The sequence below is a fragment of the Isoptericola haloaureus genome (genome assembly GCF_036689775.1).
Taxonomy (GTDB): Bacteria; Actinomycetota; Actinomycetes; order Actinomycetales; family Cellulomonadaceae; genus Isoptericola; species Isoptericola haloaureus.
Map to the genome: position 1 here is coordinate 1 of NZ_JBAGLP010000122.1, position 368 is coordinate 368.

Consider the following 368-nt stretch of genomic DNA (forward strand, 5'->3'; position numbering starts at 1 on the left):
ACCGTCCACGGCGGCGATCCGGTCGAGGAACGCCTGCGTCACCTCGACGCTGGTCACCTCGCGCCGGCGCAGCTTCTGCGCCAGGTCGGCGGCCGACAGGCGGGGCAGGTCGGTCATCTCACTCCTCCCCGCGGATCTGCGGCCCCGCGAACCGGCCGTCCTCGGCCTCCGGCGCACCCGCGAGCACGTCGTCGACCGGCAGCGCCGGCTCGGGCACGTCGGGACGGCACACGTTGGACATGGGCAGCGGATGGCTCGTCGCGGGGACCTCGGGGGTCGCGACCTGGCTCACCTTGGCGATGGACTCGACGATCACGTCGAGCTCGCCGGCGAGCCGATCCAGCTCGTCAGGGCGCAGCTCGATCCGC

General features: G+C 73.6%; 1 protein-coding gene. It reads right to left on the bottom strand.

Annotation, left to right across the window (positions count from 1 at the left end; genetic code table 11):
* Positions 1–118: 118 nt before the first annotated feature.
* A partial coding sequence (gene gatC / locus V5O49_RS16995; RefSeq protein WP_332903257.1) for an Asp-tRNA(Asn)/Glu-tRNA(Gln) amidotransferase subunit GatC occupies positions 119–368 on the bottom strand: 250 nt, incomplete at its 5' end.